The sequence below is a fragment of the Bradyrhizobium mercantei genome, assembly GCF_001982635.1.
GTDB classification, from domain to species: Bacteria; Pseudomonadota; Alphaproteobacteria; order Rhizobiales; family Xanthobacteraceae; genus Bradyrhizobium; species Bradyrhizobium mercantei.
This window is the reverse complement of the sequence record NZ_MKFI01000004.1, coordinates 246,658-269,426: the sequence shown is the minus strand read 5'-3', so window position 1 is coordinate 269,426 and position 22,769 is coordinate 246,658. Positions and strand designations below refer to the sequence as shown.

Sequence of the window (22,769 nt, the reverse complement as noted above, 5' to 3'; positions counted from 1 at the left end):
GAATTTCTGGCCCAGCGTTCCGCGCCGTGGTTAGATTTGCAGGTGCTTCGGGGTCATTTGATGAGAGCTGAGGGCATAAACACAGTTCGGCGTATCCTCTGCGTCTTTCCGCGCTATACGTCGTCGTTTGGCACCTTCGAGCACGCCTACCCCCTGACCGACGGCGTCAAGGCGTTCATGCCGCCGCAGGGCCTGCTGCTGATCGCCGCCTATCTTCCCGAGAACTGGCCGGTCCGTTTCGTCGACGAGAACCTGCGTCCGGCAACGGCGGAGGATTTTGAGTGGGCGGACGCGGTGTTCGTCAGTGGTATGCACATCCAGCGCCAGCAGATGAACGACATCTGTCATCGCGCGCATGACCACGATCTCGTGGTCGCGATCGGCGGTCCGTCGGTCAGCGCCTGCCCGGACTACTATCCGTCATTCGACTACCTTCACGTCGGCGAGCTCGGCGACGCCACCAATGAGCTGATCAAGCGCCTCGCTGAGGACACCAGCCGTCCCGACGCGCAGGTGGTGCTGAAGACCATCGACCGCCTGCCGATGACGGATTTTCCGCTGCCGGCCTATGAGCTCGCCGAAACCAAGAAGTACTTCCTCGGCAGCATCCAGTTCTCCTCGGGCTGTCCCTATCAGTGCGAGTTCTGCGATATCCCCGGGCTCTATGGCCGCAATCCGCGCCTGAAGTCGCCGCAGCAGATCATCGCCGAGCTCGACAAGCTGCGCGCATGCGGCGCGACCGATACCGTCTATTTCGTCGACGACAATTTCATCGGCAACCGCAAGGCGGCGAGCGAGCTGTTGCCGCATCTGATCGAGTGGCAGAAGCGGACCGGCTACGTCACGCGGCTCGCCTGCGAGGCGACGCTCAACATCGCCAAGCGCCCCGAGATCCTGGAGAAGATGCGCGAAGCCTTCTTCGTGACGATCTTCGTCGGCATCGAGACGCCCGATCCCGATGCGCTGAAGGCGATGCACAAGGATCAGAACATGATGGTTCCGATCCTGGAGGGCGTGCGCACCATCAATTCGTTCGGCATGGAGGTGGTCTCCGGCATCATCATGGGGCTCGATACCGACAAGCCCCAGACCGGCGACGCGCTGATCTCCTTTGTCGAGGAGTCCCGGATTCCGCTCCTCACCATCAATTTGCTGCAGGCGCTGCCGAAGACGCCGCTGTGGGACCGGCTCGAAAAGGCCGGGCGGCTGGTCCATGACGACGGTCGCGACTCCAATGTCGAGTTCCTGCTGCCCTATGAGGACGTGGTCAGTTCCTGGCGCAAATGCATGGAAATCGCCTACGAGCCGAAGACGCTGTTCGCGCGCTATTTGCATCAGTGCAACTACACCTATGCCAACCGCATCAAGGTGCCGGTCAGCCCGGAGATGAAGAGCTGGGCCAACATCCGGCGCGGCCTGATCATGCTGCGCAACATCTTCTGGAAGGTCGGCGTGCTCGGCGACTACAGGCGCGTGTTCTGGAAATTTGCGCTGGGCCGGCTCAAGCGCGGCGACATCGAGGGGCTGATCTCGGCGACGCTGGTTGCCCATCACTTGATCACGTTTGCGCGTGCCGCCTCCAGCGGCCGGCAGAACGCCTCGAACTACTCGATCCGGCTGCGCGAGGCTTCCGTTCCCGCCGAATAACAGCATGACGACACCGCCGGCGCCATCATCCCCTTCGCTGCCCGATCTGCGCGACCTGACGCCGGCCCGCGTCGGTCTCGGCCGATCCGGGGCCAGCCTGCCGACCAATGCGCTGCTCTCCTTCACGCTCGACCATGCCCGCGCCCGCGACGCGGTTCACGCGGCTTTCGACGTCAGCGGGATTGCGGCCGGTCTTGCCGGCCTCGGCCTCGCGCCGCGCGAGGTGTCGAGCCAGGCGCCCAGCCGGCGCGACTATCTGCGCCGGCCCGATCTCGGCCGCATGCTGGATTCCGCATCACGACGATCGCTGGAGGGGAGCGGTATCACCGCGTGCTCCTGCGCGATCGTGATCGGTGACGGCCTGTCCCCGACCGCGGTCAATGTGCATGCCGTCGAATTGGTCCGGCATCTGGTGCCGCAACTTGCGGCCGACAGGATCGACGCGGGACCGGTGATCACAGCATCGGGCGCGCGGGTCGCGCTCGGTGACGAGATCGGCGCCATCCTCGGCGCTCGCATGCTGGTGATGCTGATCGGCGAGCGGCCCGGCCTTTCCGCGCCCGACAGCCTTGGCGCCTATCTGACCTTCGCGCCGCGGATCGGTCTCACCGACGCCGACCGCAACTGTGTCTCCAACATCCATCGCGCCGGGCTGAGCTATGCGGAAGCCGCGTTCAGGATTTCGTGGCTTGTGCGTGAGGGACTGGCGCGCCAGATCACGGGGGTCGCGCTGAAAGATGAAAGCGGCGGTGGATCGTCACAGAATGCGCTCCCGGGGTGTGGCAAATCAGTTACTTAATGCTGGGGATCGGCGGTTCCCGGTCGATTTGGCGCGAGCCTCGCGCTTGCGAGCGAAGGGGCGGACAGGTAAAACCGGCGCCGGTCAATATTCGCGTGTTTTCAAGGACTAGCGCCGATCGGTTGCGCTCACCCGCCTCATTCGCGCCCCTGAAGCATGATCCGGAAAAGTGCCAAGCGGTTTTCCGAAAAGATCATGCGCAAACAAGACGCTAAAGCGCGATGATTCAACCCGATCTCATCGCGCTTTAGACCCAAGCTAGACAGATTGAGCCGTTTTCAGAACTGGACAGGGCATGCTCGAAAAGAACACCGAAAGTCAGGTCCACGTCGAGAAGGTCGAAGAGCCACACGCGGGCCCGAGCATCGCATTCGGGCTGGAGCGTATTGGCCTGATCGCGATCAAGGCGCCGGTCCTGTCTGTCATCATCCTGCTCGCGCTGATGGTCGCGGCCGTTTTCGGCATCGAGCGCATCAAGATCGACGACTCGCTCAGCCAGTTGTTCCGTTCCAATTCCAAGGATTACAAGCAGTACGAAGCGGTCACCAAACGCTTCCCCGCGACCGAGTTCGATGTGCTCGTTGTGATCGAGGGCAAGACGCTCCTTGCGCGCGAGAACCTCGAAAAGGTGCGCGACATGGTCACCGACCTACAGCTGGTCGAGGGCGTGCGCGGTCTGGTCTCGCTGTTTTCGGCGCGTCAGGCGCCCGAGCCCGGCAAGCTGCCGGCCGCGCTGTTCCCGTCCGAGCTGCCGCAAGGCGCCGCCTACGACAAATTCGTCGAGACCGTCAAATCCAACGAGATCATTCGCGGCAAGCTGTTGTCCGAGGATGGAACGCTCGCGCTGATCGTGTTGTCGCTCGAGCCTGAGGTCGTCGGCAGCAACAAGCTCAGCAAAGTCGTCGCGGACATGAGAAAGATCATGGCCGACGATCTCAGCGGTAGCGGACTCAACGCCCAGCTCTCCGGCGTTCCGGTTATGCAGCTCGAGATCCGCAACGCGGTCAAGCGCGACGGGCTGACCTACAATATCCTCGGCATTCTGGCCGGTTGCATTATCGCGATCATCTTCTTCCGCAAGATATCGTTCATGGTGATCGCCGCATTCCCGCCGATCATTGCGATCCTTCTGGCGCTAGGCGGCCTCGGCTGGGCCGGCTTCAATCTCAACATGTTCCTGAACGTGATGACGCCGCTCATCATGGTGATCAGCTTCTCCGACTCGATGCAGCTGACGTTTGCGGCACGAGACCGCCTCATCGCCGGCCAGGACAAGTACACCGCGTTCAGGAACGCGGTGATGGTGGTCGGTCCGGCTTGCGTGCTGACTCATGGCACTGCCGGCATCTCGTTCATCGCGCTGCAATTCTCGAATTCCGACCTGATCCGCAAGTTCGGCGAGGCCGGGCTCGCCGCGACCATCATCGCGCTGATCGCAGTGCTCTCGCTGGTGCCTGCGTTCGGAATGCTTCTGGTACGCAACGAAAAAGTGTTCGCGGTCAAGTTCCAGGGCGCCGATGCCGGCGTCCAGGCGTTGCGCAATTTCTGCTACTGGATCGCGGTGCGCATGGTGGGCCGTCCCGGGCTGTTCAGCCTGATCGCGGTGATCGTGGTCGGCGGTCTCGGCATCATCTACGCCAATCTCGAGCCTCGCTACCGGCTCGCCGACCAGGTGCCGGACAAGCGGCAGGCGGTGGCGGCGTCGAGCCGGCTCGACGCCAAGCTGACCGGCGCCAATCCGGTCGACGTGCTGATCGAATTCCCCAAGGGTCAATCGCTCTACTCGCCGGAGACCTTGAAGACGATCGCCGACGTCCACGCGATGGTCGAAACCGCGGCGGGCGTCGGCAACGTCTGGTCGCTGGAAACCCTGCGCCGCTGGCTCGCCGAAAAGGCCGGCAGCAACGATGTCGCGACGCTGAAGGAGTATGTCGGCGTGATTCCCGAGCATCTGGTGCGCCGCTTCATCTCGGCGGATCAGGATGCGGTGGTGGTGTCGGGCCGGGTTCCGGATCTGGACTCGAGCCAGCTGCTTCCGGTGGTGAACAAGCTGGATAGCTCGCTGGACAAGGTCCGCGCCGAGCATCCCGGTTACGAGATCGCGGTCACCGGCCTATCGGTGATCGCAGCGCGCAACAGCGCCAACATGATCGAAAAACTGAACCGTGGCCTGACCGTTGAATTCCTGCTGGTGGCAGTTTTCATCGGGCTCGCGTTCCGCTCGGTCGTGGTGATGTTCTCCTGCATCCTGCCCGGCATCTTCCCCGTGGTGCTGTCGGGCACCGTGCTGTGGCTGCTCGGGGAGGGGCTGCAATTCGCCAGCGTGGTGGCGTTGACCGTGTCGTTCGGCCTCGGGCTCTCCGCCACCATCCACTTCCTCAACCGCCTGCGGCTCGAGACCAAGCCCGGTGTCACGCCGGAACTCGCGGTCGAGCGTGCCACCGTCCTGGTCGGTCCTGCGCTGATCCTGACCACGGTGGTGCTGGCCTGCGGCCTCGTCGTCACCGTGTTCTCCGACCTGCCGTCGCTGCGTCTGTTCGGCTGGCTCAGCGCGTTCTCGATGGTCGCAGCGCTGGTCGCGGATCTCTTCATCCTGCGGCCGACCTCGATGTTCCTGATCAACCTGTCGCAAAAGCTGCGCGGCAAAGGCGGGCAGCCGGCGCCGATCGAAAAGGCCTGATGTGCTGACAACAAAAGGCCCGGTTCCGAAGGGTTCGGAACCGGGCCTTTTTTATTCGCCTGCGAAATCGGCGGGAGCGTCAGCTCTTCGTCATCGTGATCGAGACGCCGCGGATCTCACCCTTGGAGTCGATCTGCACGACCTGCTTGGAGCCGTTGGTCTGCAAGTTCAGGTTCGCGGCAAAACCGGACGCCTCGACGAACACGTCGATCCGTCCGCCGCCTGCGGTGCCCTGCAGATTACCGAAGATGTTGCGGCTCGCCTCGCTCCAGTTGCCGGAGATCCGGTCGCCCTGGCTGGTGACGTCGCTGGAGAGGTCGAATTTGTAGCTGTCGCTGGCGCAATGCAGGGACTGCTTCAGGTTCATGCCCGATGGCGCGACCTTGTAATCCGCCTTGCAACGAATGCGTTCGGTCGTGCCGTTGGACAACGCCACCGTGCCCGTTCCGGTCCACGACCCGGCAAAACCGGCAAACGGCCCGCTGGCCTGGGCATGGACGGCGGAGGCGGACAGCATCAGCGCGGCGCCGACGCCCACAGCCCTGAGAGCCTGACCATAAAGGCTGGAACCAAACAGTTTCATTGTGAATTTTCCCATCAAAATCAACGCTCCTTACGCAAGAAAGCGTCTCGCCGCATCGAAGGTTTAGTGTCACCGAAGAATGTTAGGTTCAAACGACAGAATCGGCGCGCGACGCCGAATATTGTCACCGAACAGAATCAGAAACCGTCGGCCTCTGTGATCGATGTAGCTTTGCGCGGGTGCCATCCGCAATACCTGAACGCGACAAAGTGATGGCATGAATCATTGTTGTGAATCAACGGCTTATGCGGGGGTTTACAGCGCCGCAAATTTAGCCGCATTTAGCGGTGCTTGTCGTCAGTCCGTTGCCGCGTTACGTGGCGTCTGAAATCCCCAAAATCCGTCCCGGCCATGCCGAAGCGCTTTTCGGGAACAGATTTTCTGCTGTCGGAAATGAAGGAATACGATGCGTAAATTTCTCTTGGCACTTGCCCTGTTGTCGATCCCGCTCGCGTCCAGCGCCGTCGCCCAGCAGCAGCAGGGACGCGGTACACCCGATGAGCAAAAGGCCTGCACGCGCGACGTGCAGCGTCACTGCCGCTCCGTGATCGATCAGGGCGATTTCACCATTCTCGCCTGCCTGCAGCAGAACCGCAGCAAGATCAGCGCCGCCTGTGACCAGGTGCTGAAGACCCACGGCCAGTAAGACCGAATTCAGGTCTCAAGGGACCGCTATCGACACCGCGGCTGGCAGCCATGCCGGCCGCGGCCACATATGCTGGCGGTCACAGATAGCATTGGTTTTGGTGGCGTATTCCCCTATATGGGGCTCGCAAATCCCCCGCATGCGCCGAGCTTTCGCGCCTGCGTCGTGCCCTGACCAGGTGTAGCCCAAATTTCCCATGACCACCGCGAGCGACCTGCGATCCGGAAAGACCCATCGCGACGAGAATTTTCCGGTCGCATCGTGGATCATTCATCCGCGGCATCGTGCCCTGATCCTGGCGTTCTATAATTTCGTCCGCACCGCCGACGATATCGCCGACCACGCCACGCTGCCGGCGGAGGAGAAGCTGCGCTACCTCGACCTCATGGAGGCCGAGTTGCTCGGCAATGGCGAGACGCAGAGGGAGGCCGTCAATCTGCGCCGGGCCTTGGCCGAGCGCGGCATGCCGCCGCGGCACGCGCTCGACGTGCTGGTCGCGTTCCGCCTCGACGTCACCAAGCTGCGCTACGAGACCTGGGATGACGTGATCGACTATTGCCGGTACTCGGCGATGCCCGTCGGACGCTTCATGCTCGACGTGCATGGCGAGGATGTTTCGACCTGGGCGGCGTCGGATGCGCTCTGCGCGGGTCTGCAGATCAACAATCATCTTCAGGACTGCGGCAAGGACTACCGCAACCTGAACCGCGTCTATCTGCCGCGCGATGCCTTGGCCGCCGCGGGCGCAACCGTCGAGATGCTCGGCGAGGCGAAGTCGCAGCCGGCCCTGCTCAAGTGCCTGCAGGCACTCGCGGTGCGGACCGAAGCGCTGCTCGATGAGAGCAAGTCGCTCGCCGCTGAGGTGAAGGATTTCCGGCTCGGGCTCGAGATCTCGGTGATCCAGGCGTTCGCCGACAAGATCGTCAACATGTTGAAGGTGCGCGATCCGCTCAGCGAGCGTGTGCATCTGAGCAAGGTCGAGCTGCTGTTGCAGAGCCTCGGTGGCGTCGCCGGCGAGACCGCGCAGCGCGCGACCGGACGGCGTGCAGCATCCAGGACGGCGGCAGGCGCATGAGTGCTGAGGCGGCGGCCAACGCAAATTACGACAGCACCGCGTCGGGCAGCTCGTTCTATGCCGCGATGCGGATCCTGCCGCGCGCGCAGCGCGAGGCGATGTTCCAGATCTACAGCTTCTGCCGGCAGGTCGACGACATCGCCGATTCCGACGGGCCGCGGCCGGAGCGGCTGGCCGCGCTGCAGCAGTGGCGCGACGATATCGACGCGCTCTATGCGGGACGTCCGCCGGCGCGCCTCAAGGACTATGTCGCGTCGGTGAAGACCTTCGGCCTGAAGCGCGAGGACTTCGTCGCGATCGTCGACGGCATGGAGATGGACGTGCCGCAGGACATTCGCGCGCCGGATCTCGCGACGCTCGATTTGTATTGCGATCGCGTCGCGAGCGCGGTCGGCCGGCTGTCGGTGCGCGTGTTCGGTCTGCCCGAGGACGATGGCATCCAGCTCGCTTACCATCTCGGCCGCGCGCTGCAGCTCACCAACATTCTGCGCGACATCGACGAGGATGCCGGGCTCGGCCGGCTCTATCTGCCGCGCGAATGGCTCTGGCACGCCGGCATTACCAATAACGACCCGGCACGCGTCACCGCCGATCGCGCGCTGCCGAAGGTGTGCACGCCGCTCGCCGAGCGCGCCAAGATGCATTTCCAGAAGTCCGACGAGATCATGAAGCGCAATTCGCGCCGCGCCGTGCGTGCGCCGCGGATCATGTCGAAATACTACCGTGCGATCCTCGATCTGTTGATCGCGCGCGGCTTCGCCGCTCCGCGTGAGCCGGTGCGTGTGTCCAAGGCGGCCAAGATCGGCATTCTTCTCCGTTACGCGATCATCTGATGCAAAAGACCGTTCATATCATCGGTGCCGGTATTTCCGGCCTCTCTGCCGCCGTGCGGCTCGCCAATGGCGGCTACAAGGTGGCCGTCCACGAGGCGACGCAGCAGGCCGGCGGACGCTGCCGCTCCTATTTCGACGCCGCGACCAATCTGACCATCGACAATGGCAACCATCTCTTGCTGTCGGGCAATCGCCATGCGCTGGGCTACGCGCGCTCGATCGGCACCGAGGCCGGCCTCGTCGGACCCGCGCGCGCACAGTTTCCGTTCGTCGATCTGGCCACCGGCCAGCGCTGGCAGCTCGACCTCGGCGATTCCCGCCTGCCGCTGTGGGTGTTCGACGAGGCGCGCCGCGTGCCGGACACCACCCTGCGCGACTATCTGGCATTGGCGCCGCTGGCCTGGGCCGGCACCGAGGCGCTGGTCGGCAACACCATTCCCTGCAAGGGCACGCTGTATGACCGCCTGGTGCAGCCGCTGCTGCTCGCGGCATTGAACGTCGATCCGCCGGAGGGCTCGGCCGGGCTTGCCGGCGCCATCGTGCGCGAGACGCTGCTTGCCGGCGGGCAGGCCTGCCGTCCGCTGATCGCGCGCGACGGCCTGAGCTCGGTCTTGATCGAGCCGGCCGTGAAGCTGCTGCAGGAGCGGGGGCACAGCGTCCAGTTCAGTCACGAATTGCGTACGCTTGGCATGTCCGGTGATCGCGTCAGCGAGCTCGACTTTGGCGGTGGCGACAAGATCGTGCTGGCGACCGACGATGCCGTCGTGCTCGCGGTGCCGCCGCGTGCTGCGGCATCGCTGCTCCCCGGCGTGAAAACGCCGACCAAATTCCGCGCCATCGTCAACGCGCATTTCCGCGTCGATCCGCCGCGCGACGCCGCGCCCATTCTCGGCGTGGTCGGCGGCCTCGTGGAGTGGCTGTTCGCGTTCCCGCAGCGGCTATCGATCACGATCAGCAACGGCGATCGCCTGGTCGACATGCCGCGCGAGGAACTCGCGCAGGCGATCTGGCGGGATATCTGCAAGGCGTCCGGCGTGTCCGGCGACTTGCCGCCCTGGCAGATCGTGCGCGAGCGTCGCGCCACATTTGAGGCGACGCCGGAGCAGAACGCGCTGCGACCTGGGGCCGCAACGGCGCAGAAAAACCTGTTCCTTGCCGGCGATTGGACTGCTACCGGGTTGCCAGCAACCATCGAGGGATCGGTGCGATCAGGTGATCGCGCCGCAGATCTGGTTCTGGCCAGGCGTTAGATTCGACCTGTTGAGTGGGCGCGGCTCCAGCCGGCCCGCGATGAAGAGGATATCGAGCGAAATGCTTTCGAGAGATCACGGCGTTGCAGTCGATCCGGTCGCGCTGGAGAAGAGCATCTCCAAGGCAACGGAAGCCCTGCTCGGCTATCGCCAGTCCGACGGGCACTGGGTGTTCGAGCTCGAGGCCGACAGCACCATTCCGGCCGAATACATCCTGCTGCGTCACTACCTCGCCGAGCCCGTCGATGCCGCCCTCGAGGCCAAGCTCGGCAACTATCTGCGTCGCGTTCAGGGCGCGCATGGCGGCTGGCCGCTGGTGCATGACGGCCCGTTCGACATGAGCGCCAGCGTGAAGTCGTATTTCGCGCTGAAGATGATCGGCGATTCCGTCGACGCGCCGCATATGGTGCGGGCGCGCGAGGCGATCCGGTCCCGCGGCGGCGCTTCGGGCAGCAATGTGTTCACGCGCTTCCTGCTCGCGCTCTACGGCGTCGTCACCTGGCGCGCGACGCCGGTGCTGCCGATCGAGATCATGCTGCTGCCGATGTGGTCGCCGTTCCACATCAACAAGATCTCCTATTGGGCGCGCACCACGATGGTGCCGCTGATGGTGCTCGCCGCGCTGAAGCCGCGCGCCAAGAATCCGAAGGGCGTCGGCATCGACGAACTGTTCCTGGAGGACCCGAAATCGGTGCGCATGGCGCCGAAGGCGCCGCATCAGAGCGCGAGCTGGTTTTATCTGTTCCGCTCGCTCGACGCCGTGCTGCGCGCGATCGAGCCGATGTTTCCGAACAGCCTGCGCCAGCGCGCGATCGACGCCGCGCTCGCCTTCACCGAAGAGCGATTGAACGGTGAAGACGGCATGGGCGCGATCTATCCCCCGATGGCCAACATCGTCATGATGTACGAGGCGCTCGGCAAGGACGAGAATTTCCCGCCGCGCGCCATCACCCGCCGCGGCATCGACAAGCTGCTCGTGATCGGCGACGACGAGGCCTATTGCCAGCCCTGCGTCTCGCCGGTGTGGGACACCGCGCTGACTTGCCATGCGCTGCAGGAAGCGGGCGGCGACGATACGCTCGCCAAGGCCAAGCAAGGCCTCGACTGGTTGAAGCCACGCCAGGTGCTCGAGCTGAAGGGCGATTGGGCGGTCAAGGCGCCGGACGTCCGTCCCGGCGGCTGGGCGTTCCAGTACAACAACGACCACTATCCCGATCTCGACGACACCGCCGTCGTCGTGATGGCGATGGATCGCGTGCGGCGTCATACCGGAACCCGGGAATATGACGAGGCGATCGCACGCGGCCGCGAGTGGATCGAGGGGCTGCAGAGCCGCGACGGCGGCTGGGCCGCGTTCGACGTCAACAACCTCGAATATTACCTCAACAACATCCCGTTCAGCGATCACGGCGCATTGCTCGATCCGCCTACCGAGGACGTCACCGCGCGCTGCATCTCGATGCTGGGCCAGCTCGGCGAGACTGCGGAGAGCAGCAAGGTGATGGCCGACGGCATTGCCTACCTGCGTCGCACCCAGCTCGCCGAGGGCTCCTGGTACGGCCGCTGGGGCCTGAACTACGTCTACGGCACCTGGTCGGTGCTTTGTGCGCTAAATGTCGCAGGCGTCGATCGCAACGATCCGATGATTCGGAAGGCGGTCGACTGGCTGGCGTCGGTCCAGAATCAGGACGGCGGATGGGGCGAGGACGCCGTCAGTTACCGGCTGGATTACAAGGGTTATGAAGTTGCGCCATCGACTTCCTCGCAAACGGCATGGGCCTTGCTTGGATTAATGGCGGCCGGAGAGGTCGAAAATCCCGCGGTTGCGCGGGGGGTGGAGTACCTAAAGGCAACACAGACGGAAAAAGGGCTGTGGGACGAGCAGCGATACACGGCTACGGGGTTTCCGCGGGTATTTTACTTGCGATATCATGGCTACTCGAAGTTCTTTCCGCTCTGGGCGCTGGCGCGGTATCGGAATTTGAGAAGCACCAATAGCAGGGTGGTAGGGGTCGGGATGTGATTGTTGAGGCGGGGGCCGCCGAGACCGTGGGCAGTAGAATTGATCCTCGGCCGGTATTGATTGTGACTGGATTGGTGCAGGAGGCCCGCATCGCGGCAGGCCCCGGCATGATCGTCATCTGTAGCTCCAGCGATCCGCAGCAGCTGCGTGAATTGCTGGCGACACTGGATCCGACCACCTTCCGTGGCGTGATTTCGTTCGGCGTGGCCGGCGGGCTCGACCCGTCGCTCAAATCGGGCGACGTCGTGGTCGCGACCGAAGTGATGTCGGGCGATACGCGTTTCCTGGCAGCATCCGCCCTGAACGAGGAGATGATCGCCAGCGCCGCGCTGAAGCGCCGCCGGATCGTCCGCGGCGGCCTCGCCGGCGTGGAAGAGGTGATCGCGGCGAAGGCCTGCAAGGCCGCGCTGCGTTCGATGACGGGCGCAGCCGCAGTCGATATGGAGAGCCATATCGCGGCGGCCTATGCCGCCAAAGCACGCATTCCGTTCGCCGCACTGCGCGTGATCAGCGATCCCGCGCACCGGGCGCTGCCGGAGCTGGCGAAATCCGCGGTGAAGCCGAACGGCGACATCGACCTGCGCAAGGTGCTGCGCGGCATCGCGCGCAATCCGCGCACGCTGCGGGCGCTGGTGTCGACCGGGATCGATTTCAACCGCGCGCTGCGCTCGCTGCGCAGCTGCCGCGGCTTCCTGCTCGGCAATGACGTGCTGATGCCGGTGGACGACGTTCTGATCACGGCGAAGGCGGCCTGATCCAGGTCCCGAGGCTCTCGCCGCATCAAGCCCAAACAACAAAGGCCCGATCGCCTCGCGATCGGGCCTTTTGCTTTGGCGCTGACGGTTGGGTCGACGCCAGGCCGTTCCGGCTCCGCACGCTCAGCGGGAACCTGCCAGCCCGTATTGCCTGCTGAGAGGCGAGGGGCATACCGCCATGCTGTCGCCCTCGCCACGCTCCCAATGGATCCATAGGCCCTATGGCACCCGCTCGCCGCCGCGTTGGCACGACCGGGTGCCGTCTTGCGGCGGCAGGTGGCCGGGGGATGCTTGACAGGCACTGGCATTCGGCTGACTATGAACTATGATCCTGTGTTCATGAATTAAGGTTCACTATGGCAATCGCTGCGGTTCGTCTCAACCAACTCGTCGAGACCAAGGCGCGCATTCTGGATGCCGCCAGGGAAGCCGTGGCGCTGAGCGGGTGGAAGGATGCCCAGATCGCCCTGATCGCCTCACGGGCGGGCGTGGCCACCGGCAGCGTTTATCGCTACTTCGACTCGAAGGCGGATCTGTACGCGCAGGTGCTCGCCCTGGTGTCCGAGCGCGAGGTGGCCGTGGTGGCCGCGATCGTCGAGGCCGAGGGATCTGCGTCCCAATGTCTGGTGGATGCGATCTACACCTTCGCGGTCCGGGCGATGCGCGGCCGCCGTTTGGCCTACGCGCTGATCGCCGAACCCTGTGACCCCGAGATCGACGCGGCTCGCCTGAAATACCGGGCGGCGCTGGCCGATCAGATCGCAAGGCTGGTCCGGCGCGGCATCGCCAATGGCGAGTTCGTCGAGATCGACGCCAACGTCGCGGCGTCCTGCGTGGCCGGCGCCTTCATGGAGGCACTGGTCGGCCCGTTGGCGCCCGAAGCGGCCCCCGATTCCGATGCGGCAAGGACGATCGCGCAGGCGATCGCAGGGCTGTCCGCGCGCATGCTGTTTCGCCACGCCACGCCTGAATTGACCCCTGTATCGAGAGTCTCCGCATGAATGAGCGTGTTCAGCCGGTTATCGTCGCGGATGCAAAAGCCAGTGCGTTCGCGACCCATGAGGTTCGCAATCAGGCGCGGCCGGCGCTCGGCTTCAACGCGTTCGATGACGACCGCGCGCTGAGCGGCGTGATCGCAGAGATGGCGCCGTGGGCGCAGGCCAGGCTCTCCGCGCTCGGCGCCCATGCCGGCTCCGAATCTGTGCAGGAGGCCGCGCGGCTCGCCAATGAGCACGAACCGAAGCTCTTGACCCATGACCGCTATGGCAACCGCAATGACTGGGTCGAATTTCATCCGGCCTGGCATCAATTGATGGCGCTGGCGTTCCAGAGCGAGGTCCATAGCCTGGCCTGGTCAACGAGCGAACCGCACGGCCATTTGGCGCGCGCGGCGTTGAGCTATCTCTGGAATCAGATCGAGAACGGCGTCGGCTGTCCCACCGGAATGGCTTACGCCGCGATCGCTGGGTTTTCCGGCAAGCCGCAATTCAGCCTGTGGCGCGAGCGGACGCTGGCCGCGGACTACGATCCGCGTAGGCTTCCGATCGAGGCCAAGCGTGCGGCGGTGATCGGCTATGCGATGACCGAGAAGCAGGGCGGCTCGGATCTGCGCGAGACCCAGACCACTGCGCGCTTCGTCGAGCGCGGCGCGCATGGCGAGATCTATGCGATCACCGGGCACAAATGGTTCTTCTCGGTGCCGGTCGCCGACGGATTCTACACGCTGGCGCGCACCCAATCCGGTGTCAGTTGCCTGTTCGTGCCGCGCCTGCTGCCGGACGGCAGCACCAACCGCATCCACATTCAGCGCCTGAAGGACAAATGCGGCAACCGTTCGAACGCGTCGAGCGAAATCGAGTACCACGACACCTGGTCGATCCTGGTCGGCGAAGAAGGCCGCGGCATCGCCGAAATCCTCTCGCATGCGCATCTGACGCGGCTGGATTTCGCGGTCGGCTCGGCCGGGCTGATGCGGCAGGCGTTGAGCCTGGCCCTGAACCACGCGCAGACGCGAACCGCGTTCGGCAAGCCGATGTCCGAGCTTCCGATGCAGCGCAACGTGCTCGCCGACCTCGCGCTCGAGAGCGAGGCGGCGATGCTCGGCGCATTCCGCGTCGCGCGCGCGACCGACGGTATGCAAACCAGCGACCACGAGCGGCTGCTGGCGCGGGTCGCGACACCCGTGGTGAAGTTCTGGAATTGCCAACGCGCGCCGGCGTTCACCTATGAGTGCCTGCAGGTGCACGGCGGCAACGGCTTCATCATGGAGAATGCGATGGCGCGGCTCTATCGCGAGGCGCCGTTGAATTCGATCTGGGAAGGTACCTCGAACATGATGTGCATGGACGTGCTGCGAGCGATGCAGAGGGACGCCGATTGCCGTGACGCGTTCATCGATGAATTGCGCGCGAGCCGGGGCCTCAACCCGGTCTATGACAAGAGCACGGACGATCTCGCCGATCGATTGCATGCACGATATCCCGACGACGGGCATGCGAGGGTGCTCGTCACCCGCATGGCGCATGCGTTGCAGGCTGCCGAGATGTTGAGGCATGGCGACGCCGCTGCCGCCGATCTGTTCGTGCATTCGAGGCTTGGCGCGGGCGGGATGCATGTCTTCGGCACGCTGCCTTCGTCGGAAGGCCTCGCCGGGATCGTCGCGCGCGCTTCCGTCATCCATCACTAAGGGCCGAAGTCACATGCTTCAGACCGAAATTTGTGCCGTCCACGATGTCAGGGCCCGCGTGGGAGAACAGGAGTGGGCGACCCGGGTCGATCTCGCGGCGTGCTACCGCCTGGTCGCGCTCTATGGAATGACCGACCTGATCTACAACCACATCAGCGCGCAGGTCCCCGGACATGACGATCAATATCTGATCAATCCCTACGGCATGCTGTACGAGGAGATCACGGCGTCGAGCCTCGTCAAGATCGACATCGAGGGCCGCACCTTGCTGCAGCCCGACCACGGCTACAACGTCAACGTGGCCGGTTTCTATCTGCATGCCCCGATCCATCGCGCGCGGCCCGACGTGAAGTGCGTCCTGCATACCCACACCAGGGCAGGCACTGCGGTCAGCACGCTTGCCGAGGGGCTGCTGCCGCTGTCGCAGACCGCGATGCGGTTTCACGGGCGGATCGGCTATCACGATTTCGAGGGGCCGGCGATCGATCGCGACGAATGCGATCGGGTGGTCGCCGATCTCGGCCGCAACAATGTGCTGGTCCTGCGCAATCACGGCCTCCTGGTCTGCGGCAATACGATTCCGCAGGCGTTCAATGCGATCTACTGGCTGGAGCAGGCCTGCCGCATCCAGGTCGATGCGCTCGGCTGCGGCCGGCCGCTGCACGCGCCGAGCGAACTGGCGATCGGCAATACGGTGACCTGCTTTGCCGGCACCGAGATCACACTGGATAATGAGCGCGACACCAATCCGGTGCTGAATGAAGCGGCGCAAAACCAGCAAGCCGGTTACGGCCTGCTGGAATGGCCGGCATTGCGGCGCAGGCTCGATCGCCTCGACGGGAGCTACGCGCAATGAGCGCGTCGCAGGCCGCGTTGCGGATCGGGTTCGTCGGCGCCGGCCGCGTGGCGCAGACACTGGCGCCGGCCTTCGCCCGCGCAAACCTGAATGTCGCGGCTTTCCACAACCGCGGTGCCGACGCCGCGCAGCAGCTCGGCTCCCGGGTGCCGTCGGCAACCGCGATGACGGACGCGCAGCAGGTCGTGGACAGCTGCGACATGATTTTCCTCACGGTGAGCGACGACGCCATCCTGCCGGCCTGCCGCGATTTGCGCTGGCAGCCGCATCACCGCGTGGTTCATTGCAGCGGCGCGACCGAACTGGCCGCGCTCGATCATGCGAAATCCGCGGGCGCCGCAACCGGCGGATTCCATCCGATGCAGATGTTTGCAAATCCCGACGTCGCGCTCGAGGGTTTGCGCGGATGCACCGTCGGCATCGAGGCCGAGCCCGACTTCAGGCGCGAGCTGGATCGGCTCGCCATCAGCATCGGGTGCGAGCCGCTGGCGCTGCCGGCCGGTGTGCGGGCGCTCTATCATGCCTCGGCCTACTATGTCGGTCCGTTCCTGATCTCGCTCCTCAAGGAGGGCGTCGAGCTCTGGAAGAGCTTTGGCGCCAGCGAGGCCGACGCGCTGCGTGCGATGATGCCGCTGCTGCGGGGGACGGTCGCGGCCGTGCTCGACGGGGGGCTGGCCAACGGCATGGGCGGTTGCGTGGCGCGCGGCGACGTTGGAACGATCGGCAAGCATATCAGCGCGCTGGACGAACGCTTTCCCTCCTCGGGTGCGCTGTATCGCGAACTGGCTCTGCGCAATGTCCCGCTCGGGATCGAGCGCGGCACACTCAGCGCGCCGCGCGCCGCAGAGATCGAAAAGCTGCTGCGAGCGCGCCGCGAAGAGCAGGCGGCATCCTGATCAAAGGAAAAGGCCCCGGTTCGCTGAACCGGGGCCTTTCATCGTTCCGTGCTCCGCGCGCATCAGGCGGCGGTAGAAGCCTTCTGCTGCTGCTTGGCGGCGGCGGCAGCCGCCTCGTCGCGGCGGATCTCCGAGAGCTTCTTCTGCACCTGTTCGGCGAAGATGTACTGCGCCGGACGCTGCTTCGACATGTCGATCTCGGGCGCCATCGGGCCCGAGGTCCTGATGCCGCGCAGCGCGACCCACATCGCCTTCAGCGGATTGTTGATCGCAGCGGTCGCCGCGGTCGGCTCGTAGCCGCAATGGGCCATACAGTCGGCGCACTTCTCGTACTTGCCGGTGCCGTAGGTGTCCCAGTCGGTGGTGTCCATCAGCTCCTTGAAGGTCTTGGCGTAGCCTTCACCGAGCAGATAGCAGGGCTTCTGCCAGCCGAAGATGTTGCGCGCCGGCATGCCCCAGGGCGTGCACTCGTATTCCTGGTTGCCGGCGAGGAAGTCCAAAAAGAGCCCGGAATGCATGAAGTTCCACTTCTTGCCCTTGCCGAGGGCGAAGACGTCGCGGAACAGCTTCTTGGTCTTGGTGCGGTTGAGGAAGTGCTCCTGGTCGGGCGCACGCTCATAGGCATAACCCGGCGACATCGAGACGCCGACGCCGAGCTCGGTGGTGAAGTCGAGGAATTTGGCGATCTCTTCGGCCGGATGGCCGTCGAAGATGGTGGCGTTGACGTTGACCGTGAAGCCGCGCGCCTTGGCCGCCTTGATCGCCGAGACGGCGCGATCGAACACGCCCTTCTGCGACACGGCCTTGTCGTGATGGTCCTTCAGGCCGTCGAGATGCACCGAGAAGAACAGATAGGGCGACGGCTCGAACAGATCGAGCTTCTTCTCGAGCAGCAGCGCATTGGTGCACAGCGAGACGAACTTCTTGCGCGCCACGAGGCCGCGCACGATCTCGCCGATTTCCTTGTGGATCAGCGGCTCGCCGCCGGGGATCGCCACCATCGGCGCGCCGCATTCATCGGCCGCGTCCCAGCATTCCTGCGCAGTCATGCGGCGATTGAGGATCGCATCCGGATAGTCGATCTTGCCGCAGCCGACGCAGGCGAGGTTGCAACGGAACAGGGGTTCCAGCATCAGCACGAGCGGATAGCGTTTGCGGCCAAGCAGCTTCTGCTTGATCAGATAGCCGCCGATACGCATTTCCTTGAAGAACGGTATAGCCATTAGACGATTTTCTTTCTGCACTTATTCAAAGGGAAGTGGGTTCAGATCAGCCCGCAGTCAGTTCGGCTGGCAGCCGGAATTCGATATTCTCTTCTCGGCCCGGAACGACCGAGACCGACACCGGTCCGATGCGCCGCAGGGCCTCGATGACATCGTCGACCAAGACTTCAGGTGCCGATGCACCCGCCGTGATGCCGACGGCCTTCGCATCCTTCAGCCAATCCGGGTTGAGCTCGCTCCCATCGGCAATGAGATAACTCGCGACGCCGACCTCGGTGCCGATCTCACGAAGCCTGTTCGAGTTGGAACTATTGGCGGCCCCCACCACCAGAATGACGTCCACCAGCTTGCTCAGGTCCCTTACCGCAGATTGGTGGTTCTGTGTCGCATAGCAGATATCCCGGGTGTCCGGGCCTTGAATATCTGTAAATTTTGCCTGAAGAGCCGTGATGATGTCCTTGGTATCGTCCACCGACAGGGTGGTCTGGGTGATGTAGGCGACCGGCGCGTCGGTCGGCAGCCGCAATTCCGCCACATCCTGAACGCTCTGGACCAACAGAACCGGTGCCGGAACCTGGCCCATGGTTCCCTCGACCTCGGGGTGGCCGGCGTGCCCGATCAGGATCAGGGTGCGGCCCCGCGAGATGTAGCGTTTGCCCTGGTTATGGACCTTGGTGACGAGCGGGCAGGTGGCGTTGAGCACCGGGAGGTCGCGCGCTTCCGCCTCTTCCTCGACGCTCCTGGCCACGCCATGGGCACTGAACACGGTCACGGCCCTGGCCGGCACTTCCGACAGGTTCTCGACGAAGATCGCGCCCTTCTTCTTCAGGCTTTCGACCACGTACTTGTTATGAACGATCTCGTGGCGGACATAGACCGGCGGGCCATACTTCTGAAGCGCGCGTTCGACGATCTCGATCGCGCGCACGACGCCCGCGCAGAAGCCGCGCGGCTGAGCAAGAAAAACTTCCATCGGACGTCCGTTACGCAAATTGCACCAATCCCGTTCAATGCCCTGCGGCCTTTTCGGCAACGCACTCCTCACGTCGGACGTCGCAACGTCAGTTGCAATGTCCGCGCCGTCACAGTTCCTGCATGGGATCGCCGCCCCAAGCGCATGGAAATACAGGGATTTGTGGCAAAAAGGTAGCGCCTCTAGCGGCCGTCCGATCAGTAAAGAGGCTCATGTGAGGTAATATGGTATGGATTTCGGGCCCTGCGACCCTCCGTCCCCCTCACTTGTTCGTCACTTTATTGCCCACTGATGCGGTTTATACCGGCCCTTCGTGGCCGTCCCTGTCGTTTGGAACCTCCTCGCCATTCCGTCGAGGAGGGTAACCAAAACAACATTAGATCGGTCCCGGGAACTCCGCTACAGAGCGAGCGTTTTCGGCCATGCTTCCCCGAGATTAGAAAGAAACGAAGTGCTGACAAATATTGTCGTCTCCGTTGTTAGGACCTGTACGCGTTTTGCCCTTCCGGTTGTGATTATCTCTGTGCTGCTGTCGATCGGGGCCGGCTTCTATACGGCCCGCAACTTCTCGATCAACACCGACATCAACAAGCTGATCTCGCCGGATCTGGATTGGCGTAAGCGCGACAACCAGTTCGAGGAAGCGTTTGATCGCGAGCGGCTGATCCTGGCTGTGGTCGAGGCGGCGACGCCCGAGCTGACCAGCGCGGCCGCCAAGGCGCTCACCGCGAAGCTGCAAGCCGACAAGAAGAACTTCGAGGCGATCACCGCGCTCGGCTCCGGCGAATTCTTCGAGAAGAACGGCCTCCTGTTCCTGCCGACCGAAGAAGTCGGCAAGGTCGCGGGGCAGCTCGAATCGGCCGCGCCGCTGATCGAGATCATGGCCGGCGATCCGTCGATTCGCGGACTGACCGGCGCGCTCGAGACCGGCCTTGCCGGCGTCAAGCGCGGGCAGGTCAAGCTCGACAACGCAGCCCCGCCCTTCAACCTGATCTCCGAGACCGTCGAGACCATCCTCGCCAAGGGCAACGCGACCTTCTCCTGGCGCGAGCTCACCAGCGACAAGCCGCTGACCGATTCGGACAAGCGCGCCTTCATCGAGGTCAAGCCGATCATCGACTATTCGGCGCTGGAGCCCGGCAAGGCCGCGACCGATGCGATCCGCCAGGCGGCCGCCGATCTGAAATTTCCGACCGATTATCACGCGCGCGTGCGCCTGACCGGTCCGGTGCCGATCGCCAACGAGGAATACGCGACCGTGCAGGATGGCGCGATCACCAACGGCATCGGCACCGTGGTGATCGTGCTGATCATCCTCTGGATGGCGCTGCATTCCGGCAAGATCATCTTCGCGGTGTTCGTGAACCTGTTCATCGGCCTTGCCATCACCACGGCGGTCGGCCTGATGATGGTCGGGTCGCTGAACCTGCTCTCGATTGCCTTCGCGGTGCTGTTCGTCGGCCTCGGCGTCGACTTCGGCATCCAGTTCAGCGTGCGCTACCGCTCCGAGCGCTTCAAGAACGACAATCTGACGCTGGCGCTGGAGAACGCGGCGCGCCGCTCCGCGGTGCCGCTGTCGCTCGCGGCGATGGCGACCGCCGCAGGCTTCCTGTGCTTCCTGCCGACCGACTACAAGGGCATCTCCGAGCTCGGCAAGATCGCCGGCGCGGGCATGCTGGTGGCCTTCATCACCAGCATCACGGTGCTGCCGGCGCTGCTCGACCTGCTCAACCCTCCGGGAGAGAAGGAGCCGGTCGGCTACGCCTTCCTGGCGCCGGTCGATCACTTCCTGGAGAAGCATCGCGTCCCGATCATCGTCGGCACGCTGCTGGTCACGGTCGCGGGCCTGCCGCTGCTCCACTACATGAAGTTCGACTTCAACCCGATCAACCTGCGCAACAAGCAGGCGGAATCGATCGCGACCTTCCTCGACCTCAGGAAGGATCCGAACACCGGCGCCAATGCCATCGACGTGATGACGCGCTCGGAAGCCGACGCCAAGAAGATCGAGGCCAAGCTCGAGAAGCTGCCGGAAGTGTCGCGCGTGATGTCGCTCGACAGCTTCGTGCCTGACGACCAGCCGGCCAAGCTGAAGCTGATCGCGCAGGCCGCCAAGACGCTCGGCCCGGCGCTCAACCCGGACTCGGTCGATCCGGCGCCGTCGGATCAGGAGAACGTCGAGTCGCTGAAGAGTTCGGTCGACAGCCTGCGCAGGACCGCAGGCGACGGCAAGGGGCCGGGTGCGGTCGCCGCGCGCCGGCTCGCCGACGCCCTGCAGAAGCTTGCCGATTCGACCCAGGCGACCCGCGACAAGGCGCAGGAGGTCTTCGTCGCGCCGATGAAGATCGTGTTCGATCAGCTCCGCAACACATTGCAGGCCCAGACCGTCACGCTGCAGACCCTGCCGCCGGAACTGGTCGCGAGCTGGAAGACCAAGGACGGCCTGATGCGCGTCGAGGCGGAGCCGAAGGGCGATCCGAACGACAACGACAATCTGCGCCGCTTTGCCGACGCCGTGCTCGCCGCCGAGCCGACCGCGATCGGCGGTCCGGTCTCGATCCTGAAGTCGGGCGATGTGATCGTGAACGCGTTCATCCACGCCGGCATCCTGGCGCTGGTCACGATCAGCCTGCTGCTGTGGCTGACGCTGCGCCGCGTCGTCGACGTGCTGATGACGCTGGTGCCGCTCTTGGTCGCCGGCATCGTCACGCTGGAGATCTGCGTGCTGATCGGGCTGCCGCTCAACTTCGCCAACATCGTAGCTTTGCCGCTGCTGCTCGGCGTCGGCGTGGCGTTCAAGATCTACTATGTCACGGCGTGGCGGCAGGGCAGGACGAATCTGCTGCAGTCGAGCCTGACGCGTGCGATCTTTTTCAGCGCGCTGACCACCGCGACCGCGTTCGGCAGCCTGTGGCTGTCCAGCCATCCCGGCACCGCGAGCATGGGCAAGCTGCTTGCACTCTCGCTGGTCACCACGCTGGCTGCGGTGTTGCTGTTCCAGCCGGCGCTGATGGGCAAGCCGCGCGAGGCGCTCAAGGAGGAGGATATCGCCAACGACGTCACCTGACGCGTTGGCGGTTCGCTTTCGCTCCGGCTTGGCGGCAAGCGCCGCCGAGCCGCGATGTCAGCGGGCCGGGTTGCCCGTTAACCTGTGTTATTGGGTCGGCCGCGCGATGTCCGGCAGCAGGCAGATATCGCCCACCGTGTCGGCCTGCGCATTGGCGTTGGCCGGCGCGTGGGTCCCCTGCTTTTGACCGGGCTTGGTGGCAGGCGCCACGGAGCCGGTGGTCTTCTGCGGCGCTGCTGACTTGGCGCCCTTCGCAGCCGAAGCGCCTGCGGCCGGATTGCCGGCCGCGCTCACCGGGATCGGCGGGCCGACGCGGGTCCAGGTCTCGCCGCCGCACAGGAAGCCGAGCACGCAACCCTGGATCTCCAGCTGGTCGGTGCCGACGGGCTTGATGGTCGAGCTATAGAGCTGGCCGTCCTTCGCGTTGTAGACTTGGCCTTCCCAAGCATCGACGCCGGCCTTCTTCTTCATGTCGATCAGGATCGGCATGCCGAGCGTCGGCCTCGTCTGCTTTGCAGGATCAGGATTGTTCTTATCCTTGCCGCCAGGGGTTTTTTCCCAGGACACAGCACCCCACATGTTGCCATTACACTGGGCGACGCGGATGGTGGCGACACCGTCCGCGACCTTCCAGTCGCCGGTCGGGTCGGCTGCGAGTGCCGGTGATAATACGGTGGCCAAAAATAAACCTGAAAAGGCTATTGTACGCGCGAAAGTTCTTGGGCAGTGCAACATGGTCCAAACCTGTGCTTAACTAGACGATCCGAGCGGGGGTCA

At 64.2% G+C, this 22,769-nt stretch carries 18 protein-coding genes; 14 read left to right on the top strand and 4 right to left on the bottom strand.

Annotation, left to right across the window (positions count from 1 at the left end):
- The first annotated feature begins 60 nt into the window (after positions 1–60).
- The 3 genes from BI327_RS19460 to BI327_RS19450 all read left to right on the top strand — a co-directional run bounded on the left by BI327_RS19460 (position 61) and on the right by BI327_RS19450 (position 5,126).
- Entirely contained in the window at positions 61–1,647 is a 1,587-nt protein-coding gene (locus BI327_RS19460) for a B12-binding domain-containing radical SAM protein (protein ID WP_076862418.1), read from the top strand.
- Between the two features lie 4 nt (positions 1,648–1,651).
- Positions 1,652–2,446 carry an ethanolamine ammonia-lyase subunit EutC gene (gene eutC / locus BI327_RS19455; RefSeq protein ID WP_076862417.1) on the top strand — a complete coding sequence of 265 codons (795 nt, stop codon included), beginning with the start codon at positions 1,652–1,654 and terminating at the stop codon, positions 2,444–2,446.
- 295 nt (positions 2,447–2,741) lie between these two features.
- Positions 2,742–5,126: an efflux RND transporter permease subunit gene (locus BI327_RS19450; RefSeq protein ID WP_076862416.1), complete on the top strand. Its 2,385-nt coding sequence runs from the start codon at positions 2,742–2,744 to the stop codon at positions 5,124–5,126.
- A 79-nt stretch (positions 5,127–5,205) separates the two neighbouring features.
- On the opposite strand, the gene BI327_RS19445 is transcribed toward BI327_RS19450, so the two are convergent.
- On the bottom strand, positions 5,206–5,709 hold the full coding sequence (locus BI327_RS19445) for a hypothetical protein (RefSeq protein WP_076862415.1): 504 nt from the start codon (positions 5,707–5,709) through the stop codon (positions 5,206–5,208).
- Positions 5,710–6,115: 406 nt separating this feature from the next.
- Here BI327_RS19445 and BI327_RS19440 point away from each other — a divergent pair, with 406 nt between their 5' ends.
- From BI327_RS19440 to BI327_RS19395, 10 genes are all read left to right on the top strand, one after another.
- Positions 6,116–6,355 carry a hypothetical protein gene (locus BI327_RS19440; RefSeq protein WP_050420121.1) on the top strand — a complete coding sequence of 80 codons (240 nt, stop codon included), beginning with the start codon at positions 6,116–6,118 and terminating at the stop codon, positions 6,353–6,355.
- A gap of 196 nt (positions 6,356–6,551) precedes the next feature.
- Positions 6,552–7,430 carry a squalene synthase HpnC gene (gene hpnC, locus BI327_RS19435; protein WP_076862414.1) on the top strand — a complete coding sequence of 293 codons (879 nt, stop codon included), beginning with the start codon at positions 6,552–6,554 and terminating at the stop codon, positions 7,428–7,430.
- A complete protein-coding gene (hpnD, locus tag BI327_RS19430; RefSeq protein ID WP_076862413.1) occupies positions 7,427–8,263 on the top strand; it encodes a presqualene diphosphate synthase HpnD in 837 nt (278 codons plus the stop codon). Before hpnC ends, hpnD begins: the two co-directional genes overlap by 4 nt.
- Positions 8,263–9,513: a hydroxysqualene dehydroxylase HpnE gene (gene hpnE / locus BI327_RS19425; protein WP_076862412.1), complete on the top strand. Its 1,251-nt coding sequence runs from the start codon at positions 8,263–8,265 to the stop codon at positions 9,511–9,513. Before hpnD ends, hpnE begins: the two co-directional genes overlap by 1 nt.
- A 61-nt stretch (positions 9,514–9,574) precedes the next feature.
- Entirely contained in the window at positions 9,575–11,536 is a 1,962-nt protein-coding gene (gene shc / locus BI327_RS19420; protein WP_076862411.1) for a squalene--hopene cyclase, read from the top strand.
- Entirely contained in the window at positions 11,533–12,291 is a 759-nt protein-coding gene (locus BI327_RS19415; protein ID WP_076862410.1) for a phosphorylase, read from the top strand. The genes shc and BI327_RS19415 overlap by 4 nt, the downstream gene beginning before the upstream one ends.
- Before the next feature lie 356 nt (positions 12,292–12,647).
- Positions 12,648–13,292 (top strand): TetR/AcrR family transcriptional regulator, encoded by a 645-nt coding sequence (locus BI327_RS19410; protein ID WP_076862409.1) that lies wholly within the window; start codon positions 12,648–12,650, stop codon positions 13,290–13,292.
- The gene (locus BI327_RS19405; RefSeq protein WP_076862408.1) at positions 13,289–14,977 is read left to right on the top strand and encodes an acyl-CoA dehydrogenase family protein; all 1,689 of its coding nucleotides are present in this window, start codon (positions 13,289–13,291) and stop codon (positions 14,975–14,977) included. The genes BI327_RS19410 and BI327_RS19405 overlap by 4 nt, the downstream gene beginning before the upstream one ends.
- A 13-nt stretch (positions 14,978–14,990) precedes the next feature.
- A complete protein-coding gene (locus BI327_RS19400) occupies positions 14,991–15,833 on the top strand; it encodes a class II aldolase/adducin family protein (protein WP_076862407.1) in 843 nt (280 codons plus the stop codon).
- Positions 15,830–16,729 carry a Rossmann-like and DUF2520 domain-containing protein gene (locus tag BI327_RS19395; protein WP_076862406.1) on the top strand — a complete coding sequence of 300 codons (900 nt, stop codon included), beginning with the start codon at positions 15,830–15,832 and terminating at the stop codon, positions 16,727–16,729. The genes BI327_RS19400 and BI327_RS19395 overlap by 4 nt, the downstream gene beginning before the upstream one ends.
- A gap of 62 nt (positions 16,730–16,791) precedes the next feature.
- On the opposite strand, the gene hpnH is transcribed toward BI327_RS19395, so the two are convergent.
- Positions 16,792–17,952: an adenosyl-hopene transferase HpnH gene (gene hpnH, locus BI327_RS19390; protein ID WP_076862405.1), complete on the bottom strand. Its 1,161-nt coding sequence runs from the start codon at positions 17,950–17,952 to the stop codon at positions 16,792–16,794.
- 46 nt (positions 17,953–17,998) lie between these two features.
- Complete coding sequence (ispH, locus tag BI327_RS19385; RefSeq protein ID WP_076862404.1) at positions 17,999–18,925, bottom strand: 4-hydroxy-3-methylbut-2-enyl diphosphate reductase; 927 nt, start codon at positions 18,923–18,925, stop codon at positions 17,999–18,001.
- Between the two features lie 451 nt (positions 18,926–19,376).
- On the opposite strand from ispH, the gene hpnN reads away from it, so the two are divergent.
- Positions 19,377–21,992, top strand: coding sequence for a hopanoid transporter HpnN (gene hpnN / locus BI327_RS19380; RefSeq protein WP_076862403.1), 2,616 nt, complete (start codon positions 19,377–19,379; stop codon positions 21,990–21,992).
- A gap of 87 nt (positions 21,993–22,079) precedes the next feature.
- On the opposite strand, the gene BI327_RS19375 is transcribed toward hpnN, so the two are convergent.
- The gene (locus BI327_RS19375; RefSeq protein ID WP_076862402.1) at positions 22,080–22,727 is read right to left on the bottom strand and encodes a DUF2147 domain-containing protein; all 648 of its coding nucleotides are present in this window, start codon (positions 22,725–22,727) and stop codon (positions 22,080–22,082) included.
- Between the last annotated feature and the right edge of the window lie 42 nt (positions 22,728–22,769).

Coding starts and splice junctions, on each gene's coding strand:
- ispH (WP_076862404.1), bottom strand. CDS start 18,925: ATGGAAGTTTTTCTTGCTCAGCCGCGCGGCTTCTGCGCGGGCGTCGTG.
- BI327_RS19375 (WP_076862402.1), bottom strand. CDS start 22,727: ATGTTGCACTGCCCAAGAACTTTCGCGCGTACAATAGCCTTTTCAGGT.
- hpnH (WP_076862405.1), bottom strand. CDS start 17,952: ATGGCTATACCGTTCTTCAAGGAAATGCGTATCGGCGGCTATCTGATC.
- BI327_RS19440 (WP_050420121.1), top strand. CDS start 6,116: ATGCGTAAATTTCTCTTGGCACTTGCCCTGTTGTCGATCCCGCTCGCG.
- hpnD (WP_076862413.1), top strand. CDS start 7,427: ATGAGTGCTGAGGCGGCGGCCAACGCAAATTACGACAGCACCGCGTCG.
- shc (WP_076862411.1), top strand. CDS start 9,575: ATGCTTTCGAGAGATCACGGCGTTGCAGTCGATCCGGTCGCGCTGGAG.
- BI327_RS19400 (WP_076862407.1), top strand. CDS start 14,991: ATGCTTCAGACCGAAATTTGTGCCGTCCACGATGTCAGGGCCCGCGTG.
- hpnE (WP_076862412.1), top strand. CDS start 8,263: ATGCAAAAGACCGTTCATATCATCGGTGCCGGTATTTCCGGCCTCTCT.
- hpnC (WP_076862414.1), top strand. CDS start 6,552: ATGACCACCGCGAGCGACCTGCGATCCGGAAAGACCCATCGCGACGAG.
- eutC (WP_076862417.1), top strand. CDS start 1,652: ATGACGACACCGCCGGCGCCATCATCCCCTTCGCTGCCCGATCTGCGC.
- BI327_RS19460 (WP_076862418.1), top strand. CDS start 61: ATGAGAGCTGAGGGCATAAACACAGTTCGGCGTATCCTCTGCGTCTTT.
- BI327_RS19450 (WP_076862416.1), top strand. CDS start 2,742: ATGCTCGAAAAGAACACCGAAAGTCAGGTCCACGTCGAGAAGGTCGAA.
- BI327_RS19410 (WP_076862409.1), top strand. CDS start 12,648: ATGGCAATCGCTGCGGTTCGTCTCAACCAACTCGTCGAGACCAAGGCG.
- BI327_RS19405 (WP_076862408.1), top strand. CDS start 13,289: ATGAATGAGCGTGTTCAGCCGGTTATCGTCGCGGATGCAAAAGCCAGT.
- BI327_RS19395 (WP_076862406.1), top strand. CDS start 15,830: ATGAGCGCGTCGCAGGCCGCGTTGCGGATCGGGTTCGTCGGCGCCGGC.
- BI327_RS19445 (WP_076862415.1), bottom strand. CDS start 5,709: ATGAAACTGTTTGGTTCCAGCCTTTATGGTCAGGCTCTCAGGGCTGTG.